Raw genomic sequence first — 10,930 nt, 5'->3', positions numbered from 1 at the left:
TCGGGTCGCTTCGAAATGGGAACCTGATGTTCAGGATTCTGCCAATCAAGCGGGCGGTGGATTCTTTCCACAGGCGGCAACTCTTCAATTACGGCAGAAGAAAACAGCATTAGTCGCCCGCAACCCGAAAAAGGCGAAAAACGCCGGTGATTATTTGAAGCAGGAGAAAGCAACGACGCTGTTATGCAGCGCCGGTGCGGTTCACAGCGGCCGGCAACGCCGACCACAAGCCATTTTTGAGGGTTTCCTGTGCAGTATTCTTAGGTTGACACCTGTTTTCGGTTTGGTGTAACAAATAACGCTGTTATTTCCGACAATCGCATGTCTATCGAAAAAACGGGCATTTTTTGGTTGCTCACCATGTTGGTGTAATTTATTTGGAGGGTTAAAGGAGGTAAAAAATTGGATTCGGAAAACAAACAAAGGGTAAGTTTGTACCTTGATAAGAAAACGGTAAAAACGGTCGATACATTCATCAAAAAGAAAGGACTTCACTCGCGAAACGAGTTCTTTGAAAGGGCTGCGGAAAACCTGATTGCGGATGAAGCGATCAAAACCGGCGGCGATGTGATGAGCGAAAAGCTCGCAAAAGCGGTTGAAAATGTGTCCGAGGACAACGCGAAGGCGATCTCCAAAGGACTGTTCCGCTACGCGGTTCAGCTCGAAATGCTGATGAGAGTCATCGCAAAGACAAATCATTTCACCGATGATGAGTTGGAAGAAATGCGTAGAGAGGCTGTCAATAACGTCCGCAGAACGCGCGGCAAAATTAAGCTGGAGGACATCGCCAAAGGTTGGTACAATGAAGAGTAAAATCCCTGTTTTGCCGTGTGTCGCCCTGTGTGCGATTCGTTGAGTAACGACGGTTGGTGTACCCGACCGAAGTGTTTGCGCGGTGTCGGCGATTTTTGGACGAATCTCATTTTTGCTACGCTATAACAAAGAAAGCGCGAAAAAGTTCTGGATTTTTTCTTTTTTAGCGGTATCTTGTTGTGCTTGAATGGAGTATCGGTATGGATTTTGGCATACATCGTAAATTCACCTTATTCTTGAGTTTGCTTTTCTTAAAAAAGATAATGATTCGTTGTAATAAAATACCTTTATGAATTGTTTTATTAATAGAGGGGGGAAATGACAGATTATGGCTGAGAAATTGTTTGCCGGATTGGCTTACGAAGATGTTGTGCGTAAGTATACCCAAACAGTAGCCGGAGTCTGTTTAACCCGACTTCAAAATTGGGCGGATACAGAAGATTGTTTTCAAAATACATTTTTTAAGCTATATACAAAATCCCCTTCCTTTAAGGATGAAAATCATCTCAAAGCATGGTTGATTAAGGTTGCAATAAATGAATGCCGCAATTTTTTGAAGAAAAACCGGAAAACCGTATCTATGGAAAGCGTTAAAGACCAACCAAGTTACTACAGCGAAGACGAAATGGACATTACCTGGGCACTGATGAGGATGGAACCTGATTATAGAGATATCCTCTATCTGCATTATTGTGAGCGATATAAGGTGAAGGAGATTGCCGAAATACTTGGAAGAAATCCTAATACAATTATGGTAATGCTGAAACGAGGCAGGGAAAAACTAAAAAAGATTTATGGGGGCGAATAAGCTTGAAAAGAAATTTTAATATTATCAAGAACTTAGACGTGCCTGAAAGCTGGATTGAAAACGCTGTAAATATTCCTCATACTGCAACAAAAAAGCATTTTAAGCCATATTTAATTGGAACTGCCGCAAGCGTTGTTGCAGTTTCAACAGCGGTTTTGTTTTTTAATTCAAAGCTCAGCATTCAGGAGTTTCCTATGAGCCCTTCAGCTTCAACTTTACCGCAGGAATCAACTTGTTCCGCTGCACATCAGGGTGCTCCGTCAACCTCATTCAAGGCTACCGAACCGAAAGAAGAAACCCAAGCTATGCAGACAATACCCGAATACTCTCAATCCGAACTCAACCGTCAACAGGTTGAGAACGATTCAAGTGATAAACTCGTCGAACCTACTGATAATATCGTTGAAAGCAGCCCGTTGTCAGCATCGGAGCCGAAGGAAACCGTGACAGAAGAAGTCACAGCCGCGACCTCATACCCTTTTGTTCCTCCCGCGACAGGATATATTTCCGGTCAGTATGCAGACTCACCTGATAATATATTCATGGGTATTCTTGTTTTTCAAATCGATGAACGCTTCAAGGATTCAAATTATCTCTTTTGTCATATCACGGAGCGTGGGAAGAAATTTTCTTTTTGTGAAAAGTACGAATTCCGTGAGCTTGTCGATGTTATCAGCAAAGAGAGAGATGTTTATAGTTACTCGCCGAGTTTTTACGACATCTTTCTAAATGCCGAAACATATTATGATTTGGAATTCTATGACGAATGGGGTCATTCGGAAAGCTTTAGCGGATTTCAAATCAACAGGCTTTACGGAGAAATTGAATTAAACTAAGCATTTGACCATATCAAGGAGTGAAATTAATGAAAAAAGGTATTGTAGGGTTATTGATTCTAATGACGCTTGCTTTCTCAGCTTTGCCTAATGTCGGTGCGTGTTCAAAATACACGGAGTACGATGATGAGAAACTCGCTCAGTTAGCCGGAAGTGATTTGCTTTGCTATTCTCCAAAGGTCGAAGAAATGCTGCCGGAAGAGTACCGTGAAGACATTCTGAAACAGGTTTCGCTGTTCTATCCAAACACCGATTTAAATGACATCATAATACAATATTACGGAAAACTGTCCAACGGGGCATTGCTGATCAGCCATTATGACAGCACGCAATCTGAAGATTTTTTGAAAGCAAAACCCAAAACGCAATATGTTAGCTCCTCAGACAGCAACTTAACCTTTGCGTATTGTTTTGATTCCGTAGACGGGATAATTGATTTGTACCAAAACCACAGACTAACCTCGATTTCAGAAGCGGCAAATACCAGTATATTTACAGATAAATTGCTGTTTGAATTAGCAAAATCAGTTAAATCATATTTGGTCTTAACAGCGTCATGGAATTTGGATAATTTGATAGACGGAATACTCGGTGATGTTGACGGCGATATGATTATCAGTATCTCCGATGCAACAATGGTTCAAAAAATAGCAAGCGGTCTTTTTGAACCATGCCGTCTAAGATATCAATCAGCCGATATTAACAATGACGGAGTTGTTGATATTACTGATGCTACAGAAATCCAAAAAATATGTGCGGAATAATACGAGCGCTGCCAATTATGTATACAAATGGACAGTTTAATTTTACAGCAAAATATAGTAGGCGATAACAGAGAAAAACAATACCATGAGTAATAAACACTCTGTTTCGCCGTGTGTCACCCTGTGTGCGATTTGTTGAGTAACGACGGTTGGTGTACCCGACCGAAGTGTTTGCGCGGCGTCGGCGATTTTTGGGCGCGTCTAATTTTTCCTTCATTTTTACCGGAAAACGTTCAAGTTTTACCACTTTGTTGATTTTTTCATACAGACATATTATGATAAAGCCGTAGGGTCAGTCGTTTTTTGCCGTACATTTAAATGTTTGTTTTGTCGGGTGTTTGTACATTCTTGCTAAATTGTCAAGGGGAAATTTGGATTGCGTATTTGCGTAAAATATGCTATGATATAAGTGCCAAACAAAACTGAATTTTTCAACTTTAACCGAAGTTTGTATTTAGTAAAAAATACAGGCTCTTCTTTCTTATGACTTTGGTTAAAGTGATTGAAAGGTTTTGTTTGGCGACAAATGAGCTGTGTTTTTTGGCGTGGCTCATTTGGGTCACGCTTTTTTATTTTGTTTTAGGAGGTTTTGATGATGAAAAAGCTGTTATCTGTCTTATTAGCCGCGACTCTGCTGTCGGGCAGCGTCACCGTGTTTGCGGCGGAGAAAAAGCCTGTCGCTCGCGAGACGCTGGCGACGTTCTTTACCACCGGCGCGGAGGAAAGAGTACCCGGCGAGATCGTGACCGAGCATCTGGTGACCGGTCAGCCGAAGGTGATCAATCATGTGGTGAACGCCTTTACCTACGACGTCTATTATGAGGACGGTCCCGTCATCTGCTACGGCAATTATGACAATCAGGAATTCCGCTGGTCGGAAAACCCCGTCGGTGACGACGGCATCCAAGCACAGCCGCAGGGTCGCTCGCTCTGCCTGAAGATCAACACCGAGGGCTATCAGAGCATCGAGGTTTCCATGAAGCTGGGTCTCGGCGACTGGGAATGGAAAACCGACGAGGATTACGTCATGCAGGTCTACAGCAACAATGTGAACGAAATGATAGAATGGCACCCGATCATGATGGAATGCGGCAAAATGCAGCAGATCAAAATGAATTTGGCGTCCGACTACGTGGAGGACAAGGGCAACAAATATAACGAGGTGTATTTCGATCTGGGAGGCAGACCTGCGACCTATGTCAGCGACATTGTCGTCACGGGCGTTCCCACTCCCGAAAGCGGCAGAGAGTACTATTACGGCGACGCGGACGGCGACAGAGCGATCACCATTGCCGACGCGACCGCGATCCAGCAGCAAGCAGTCGGTTTGGGAGAGCAGTACTTCGAGGGCTTCCATGTCTTTCATCCCTTCGGCTATTGCGACGTGAACGGCGACGAGCGGCTCTCGATCCTCGACGTGACCTGCATCCAGAAGTACATCGCGGAGTTCACCTCCGGCGCAGGCAGGACGGGCGAGAAGGTCGTTTTCGATCTGCCCGAGGAATGGTATGAATAGTACATAAGTGTTTTAAGGGAAAGGGAAGGAGGTAAGTTTATGAAGCCTTTATTAAAGAAAATATCCGCGCTGCTGCTTTCGGCTGCGATGATGTTTGGCGTTCAGGCATCAGGCGCGTTCCCGTCAGTTGTCACGGTTTACGCGGCGGAAGCTGACGGTGTTGCCGGCGCGTCGAGCGGCGTTACGGGCGACTGCACATGGACGCTGGATTACGGCGTACTGACGATCAGCGGCAGCGGCGCTACTGCATATTACGATACGGCTGTCAACAAAACGCCGTGGGGTTATAATATTAAGAAGGTTATCATTGAGGACGGCGTTACCCAAATCGGAAGATGCGCGTTCGCGAGCTGCCGCCAGCTGACCGAGGTAACTATCGCGTCAAGCGTCGTTTCTATCGGTTTTGAAGCGTTCAAAAACTGCGAGCTGCTTGAAAAAATTTCGTTGCCTGACAGCGTGACGGATATCGCCGAAGAAGCGTTTTCAGGCTGCAAAAAGCTTTCGGAGATCACCGCCCCGGCTGCGATGAAGCATATCGGTGATGAAGCCTTCAGGAATACCGCGTGGTTTAAAGCGCAGCCCGACGGCTTGGTGTATCTCGGAAATTCGCTGTATACCGCCAAAGGAACCCTGACGGGTGAAGTCGAGGCAAGAGAAGGCACATACTGTATAGCGGATCGTGCGCTGTACGACCAAAAGGAGGTCACCTCGCTGACATTGCCCGAAAGCGTGGAGTACATCGGCGGCGGCGCGTTCACGGCTTGCACAAAGCTGACAGACGCCGTGCTCCCGAAGCATATCAGCGAATTGGGAACATCGCTCTTTAATATGTCCGGTATCAAGCGCGTAACTCTGCCCGAAAACCTGATAGAAATCAATAAATATATGTTTAGTAATTGCCGTGAACTCGAGGAGATTACCCTGCCCGAGGGACTCGCGTCTATCGGGATCAATGCCTTTTACGGCTGCAGTCAGCTTGACGTTATCAATAACACCGACGCGCTCACGAGCATAGACGGCAGCGCGTTCCTAAACAGCAAATGGCTCAACGATCAGCCAGACGGCGCTGTATATCTCGGTAAGGTGCTGTACCGTTATAAAGGGGAATGCCCTGAAACCGTCACCATAGCAGACGGTACAACCTGTATCTCGGGCGGCGCGTTCGGCGGACAGAAAACGCTTGCGTATGTGGAGCTTCCCGTATCACTCCGTGAAATCGGGGATTTTGCGTTTGAAAGCAGCGGACTGAATGAAATCAATATTCCGGTCAGCTGCAATATTATCGGTGAAAGCGCTTTTTCTTACTGCAAAAAACTGACAACCGCGGTGATCGGCGGCGGAGTTACCGAATGGGGTTCTGATACTTTTTACCTCTGTTCCGCTCTCAGGGAGCTGACTATTTGCGATGGCGTAAAGAGTATTCCCGATTGTTCCTTCCTCGACTGCACCGCTCTCAGGCACGTTACCATTCCCGAAGGTGTTACGGAAATCGGATACAGGGCATTCATCGGCTGCGCGAAGCTCAGTTATGTCAGCCTGCCTGAAAGCATGACAAAGCTCGGCGAACAGGCTTTCTTCAACTGCGATTCATTGAAAAAGCTCAGTGTTCCAAAGAACTGCGTTGAAGTCGGCGATATGCCGTTCGGACTGAAATATGACGATAATTACAAAACGGTAAAGGTTGACGGCTTCACGGCGTATGACTATACCGATTCACGCGCGCTGTTTTACGCGAGAATGTATGATATCAATTACATTCTTTTAGATAACCAACCCGCAACCCCCGACGAAGCGCAGATCGCACAGAGCGTTCAGGATGCGCGCAAGGCGCTCGGCGATAAATTCACGGAGATCGCTCTCCTGTTCCCGGTCGGAGGGGCGTTTACTAAGGCTTCCGCCGATGACTATACTTATGCGAACCGCTACGCGGAACAGGTTTATTACGACGAAAACGTGTCTGCCGAGGAACTGATTCTCGCACGTGAGGAGCTGCAGGCTGCCTTTGAGGGTCTTGAGCCGTTTGAGGGAGATAAGGCGGAGTTGTGGTCGCTGATCGAACAGCTCGAAGCCTTTATCGATACGGACGAAGCAAGGGCACGCGACGATTACGAAGCGCTGAAGGATGCGCTCAATGAAGCGAAAGTCAAATACTACTACGCGGGTACACAGGAGGAGCTTGACAAGACTGCCGTCGCGTTGAAAGAATTGCTTGATTCACTCGAGCCACCCGAGCCGCAGCCAACAAGCGGAGTCACAGGTGACTGTGCATGGACGCTTGGTGAAAACGGCGTGCTTACGATCAGCGGCAAAGGCGCGATGGGCGACTATCAATTTAAGCAGACGCTGCCGTGGGGCTCTGATATCAAGAAGCTCGTTGTACAGGACGGCGTGACCTATATCGGCAAATGGGCGTTCTCGGAATGTGCCGATTTGGAAGAGATCGTTTTATCTGATACGGTCAAGACAATCGGCACGGACGCTTTTCAAGGCTGCAAAAAACTCAAAAAGGTTGACCTCGGTAAAGGTGTGGAGACGATACAAAATGGAGCGTTTGAGCTGTGCAGCGCGATAGAGGAGATCGACCTTCCCGACACGCTGACCACTGTTGAAAGAAACGCGTTTTTTGTCTGTTCCTCGCTGAAAAGCATCAGCTTCCCTGAGGGCATAACGGAGATTAACGACAACACGCTTGCGTTCTGCGCCTCCTTAACCGAATTGCGGTTAGGGGATAAGGTAGATATCATTGGATACAACGCGTTCGAGGGTTGCTCCTCACTCGAAACGGTAGAGCTGCCCGACTCGCTCACTACTCTTAAATCTTACACGTTCAGGAATTGCAGTTCGCTCAAATCCATTGTGATTCCCGGCAAGGTGAGAGCAATCTATACGCAGACCTTTGAGAATTGCTCGTCGCTCGCTGAGATCGACCTCGGTTCCGTTCAACGGATCGGCAGCAGTGCTTTCAAGGGCTGTACCTCGCTCAAGAGCGTAGTCCTTCCTGACTCAGTGACGATGATCGACAAGTGTGTATTTGAGGATTGCACCGAACTGACAAGAGTGACGGTTCCGAAAAACACCAAGACCATTGATAAGGACGCGTTTGTCGGCTGTGGAGAGCTGACGTTATACGGTTATGTGGATACGGAAGCCCAGAGCTTTGCCGACAAGGACGAGAATGTTTCTTTTGTGCCGCTCAACGCAAAGGGCGAGCCTGTCGCGCTGTATGACGTGAATGCGGACGGCAGTGTCGATATCACTGACGCGACCGAGCTGCAAAAGCATATTGCGGAGATCACTTCTGTCAACCCAGCGATTCTAAACCGCGCCGTCAAAGATTTCAGCGGTACGGCTTCTATCAGCGACGTGACAGAGATTCAAAGGAAATTAGCTGAATAACACATAAAAACAGGTTGCCGTAATTGTTCAGATATTGCGGTAGCCTGATTTTTCTTTTTTCCAATTATCTATGTGTATGGATTTAAGAGCAATAAAGCAGGCTTAAATATGGTATAATTTTTTTGCTCGAAATGTAATAACAATGTATTGACACACCTTTGCGGTTGGTGTATAATGAAGAAAACAGAACGGAGATGATTTTATGAATATTGTAGACGCGCCCAAAACGGGAACATTTCAGATGCGTATCAATCCCGAAGTAAAAAAGCAAGTGGAAAGCTTATACGCAAAATGCGGAATGACATTGACCGATGCGGTAAACGCATTCTTTCAGCAGTCGCTCAATGTTGGCGGACTGCCGTTCCTGATGAATCAAAACAGCGAAGCAGTTATCCGTCAGCAGGCAATTGCGCTTTTGCTGGCAGATGTCAAGGCTGGTGAGGACAGCGTAAAGTCAGAATCGGATTGGATTTCGGAAGAAGATATGCTGAATGAATTCGGAGTGCAGGCATGATTTTGCGCTATACGCCGGTTTTCAGAGATATGAGCTGCCTATCGGTCATAATTTGCAAGCTATAACAAAGAAAGGGTAACGAAATGAAAAAACTTATAGCAGCTCTTCTTACAATACTTACACTGATGTTGAGCAGCTGCGGAGATGTTTCGGATGTCAGCGTCCTTTTTACTGATTCACAAAGATATTCGGAAACTGAGTTGAATAACGTCGCAGAAGCGGCTAAATCGTTTTTTGCCATGAACTATGATGACTGTACTCTTTGCACAATCGAATACAACGACGCGCATAACGAACAGGTTCGTGAGGATAACCTGTGGGAATTCAGGTGTTCGTTTGAGCCGAAATCGTTAACAGATGTCTTGGAATTATCCGTCACATATTACGATAATCAGGATTCTGATAATACGAATAGTCTGATAACTGAAACTTATTATATGGTAACGCTTGACAACGGTAATTGGGAAGTCGGCGACCATGGAAGAACATAGGCAGTAGAAGACAACCCCGGAAATGTAAAGTTGTCGGAAGGCAATAACGGCAATTAACTGTCAATATTTGCGACGCTAAAACAAAGAAAGGGATTTTTTCTTAAAACGAAAACATGGTTAAAATTCCTTTTCTGCTGTGCTGAAATTGCTGACGGTAGGTTGAGAGTATTTACAATTTAAACAACGAGCGCTGCACTTGACATTATCATTTAAGTGCAGCGTTTTAAACTTTATTAGGACGGGATTTAGATTTATGATGAGGGTTAAATTAAATTGGTTTTAGATGGGCGAGACCTCTTTGAAATATGAGTTGAACTAACTCGAAAAAGTATCAGTCAGACGTTTTCAGACAGCGGAAAACAGACTTTCCAAACATAATGAAAATTTGCTGGTATTTTGATGCTGTTCCAAAATCTTTTGCAGGTATCGACCTCGATTTTGCATAAATCACTTTAGCAACTTGCAAAATCGAAAACACGAAAAAAGGCTTGAAACCGACGTTTCAAGCCTGAGAAATCCAGTAATAATGCGGGGAATTGAGTCACGGTTGACGTTTGGAGACCGCTGCTCTACCAACTGAGCTATACCCCTAAATATTTAATCGCTGCAAATGAGCACTTGTCACTTGCAGGAAATATCATAACATAGACACGCGGTTTTGTCAAGATGTTTTCTTGATAAAAACGCAGAAACGCAATTCTTTTAAAAGTCTTTGCCCGGAAAGACGTGTCCTTCGCACGCGAGGGGCAACGTCGTTATGATAACCTATGCCGCACTTCCACACGCGATTTCCGTGGTCTTTGACCGCTGCCTGTATATGTTGGAGATCACACGTTTTTTCAAAGATTTTCAGCGGCTGCGATGTGGCTGCCATATATTCCTCATGATTTGACATGCGCCAAGTTATGGGGATTATTTATGTTCAAAACTGCATTGTCCTGAATATAGCCCACTGCTTCGTGTAAAATGGAGGAAGAAAAGGGTATTATTCACAAGATTTCAATCGAATATTTGTTACGGTTTTTGCTGGATAATGACCGGTGCTTGTGGTATTGTTGTGGTTATCAAAAAGGAGGTCGATACAATGAAACGAGAATTATTAGACAACGGCAACATTTGGCAGAAGAGAGATGGTCGCTGGATTGGAATGGTTAGGTACAAGGATGAGTTCGGTGTCGCTCAACGCAAGAGCTTTTCCAGCAAAAAGAAAAAGACTTTGCAGGCGAAGATGACAGAGTATGTCAAGAATTTCAATGAGCAAGTCACCAACTCGGATAAAGCCCGGGAACCGCTGAAAGAGAGTATGAAGAATTGGCTGCGCGTGTATAAATTCCCGGAAGTAGAGCGCACTACCTACGACCGATATGAATGCACTGCCGAGCATCAGATCTATCCATACATCTGGAACAAACTTGTCGGTGACGTCACACCAGCCGACATAAAGAAATTGCTTACCAAGCACATGAATAAAGGCTACGCTTTCACAACGAGCAAGAAAGCCTACTCGCTGCTAAAGATGTTCTTCAAGCAACTCTATCAAGAGGGAGCTATCCCAAACAATCCGATGGCGATTATCGATATGACGAAGAAGGATAACTACCTTGCCTCGCAGAATAAGGAGAGCAAGCCGCAGTGTGATCTGGTGGTCGTATTCACCGACGATGAGTTGGAGAAGATCAAAGCGGAAGCCTTCAAACGCTTCGCAAACGGCAAGCCTGTGTATCAACAGTCTGCGGCATATTTCTTAATGCTCAACACAGGATTGAGGGCAGGGGAGTTGTGCGGCATCATC

At 45.7% G+C, this 10,930-nt stretch carries 10 protein-coding genes; all 10 read left to right on the top strand.

Going from position 1 to position 10,930, the window contains the following annotated elements; all coding sequences use genetic code 11:
• The coding region (locus tag JKK62_RS12505; RefSeq protein WP_201428166.1) for a hypothetical protein at positions 1-292 on the top strand (292 nt) is incomplete at its 5' end.
• Between the two features lie 110 nt (positions 293-402).
• On the top strand, positions 403-813 hold the full coding sequence (locus tag JKK62_RS12500) for a ribbon-helix-helix domain-containing protein (RefSeq protein ID WP_201428165.1): 411 nt from the start codon (positions 403-405) through the stop codon (positions 811-813).
• Positions 814-1,141: 328 nt separating this feature from the next.
• On the top strand, positions 1,142-1,621 hold the full coding sequence (locus JKK62_RS12495) for an RNA polymerase sigma factor (RefSeq protein WP_201428164.1): 480 nt from the start codon (positions 1,142-1,144) through the stop codon (positions 1,619-1,621).
• Between the two features lie 2 nt (positions 1,622-1,623).
• Positions 1,624-2,457 (top strand): hypothetical protein, encoded by an 834-nt coding sequence (locus JKK62_RS12490; protein ID WP_201428163.1) that lies wholly within the window; start codon positions 1,624-1,626, stop codon positions 2,455-2,457.
• 29 nt (positions 2,458-2,486) lie between these two features.
• Positions 2,487-3,221: a dockerin type I repeat-containing protein gene (locus JKK62_RS12485; protein WP_201428162.1), complete on the top strand. Its 735-nt coding sequence runs from the start codon at positions 2,487-2,489 to the stop codon at positions 3,219-3,221.
• Positions 3,222-3,816: 595 nt separating this feature from the next.
• Complete coding sequence (locus JKK62_RS12480) at positions 3,817-4,737, top strand: dockerin type I repeat-containing protein (RefSeq protein ID WP_201428161.1); 921 nt, start codon at positions 3,817-3,819, stop codon at positions 4,735-4,737.
• 39 nt (positions 4,738-4,776) lie between these two features.
• Positions 4,777-8,133 (top strand): leucine-rich repeat protein, encoded by a 3,357-nt coding sequence (locus tag JKK62_RS12475; RefSeq protein ID WP_201428160.1) that lies wholly within the window; start codon positions 4,777-4,779, stop codon positions 8,131-8,133.
• Positions 8,134-8,335: 202 nt separating this feature from the next.
• Positions 8,336-8,647 (top strand): type II toxin-antitoxin system RelB/DinJ family antitoxin, encoded by a 312-nt coding sequence (locus tag JKK62_RS12470; RefSeq protein ID WP_201428159.1) that lies wholly within the window; start codon positions 8,336-8,338, stop codon positions 8,645-8,647.
• 83 nt (positions 8,648-8,730) lie between these two features.
• Complete coding sequence (locus JKK62_RS12465; RefSeq protein WP_201428158.1) at positions 8,731-9,138, top strand: hypothetical protein; 408 nt, start codon at positions 8,731-8,733, stop codon at positions 9,136-9,138.
• Between the two features lie 1,084 nt (positions 9,139-10,222).
• The coding region (locus JKK62_RS12460; protein WP_201428157.1) for a tyrosine-type recombinase/integrase at positions 10,223-10,930 on the top strand (708 nt) is incomplete at its 3' end.

This window comes from Ruminococcus difficilis (assembly GCF_016680995.1).
Note: the sequence above shows the minus strand (reverse complement) of the source record. Positions and strands in the feature narration are given on the sequence as shown.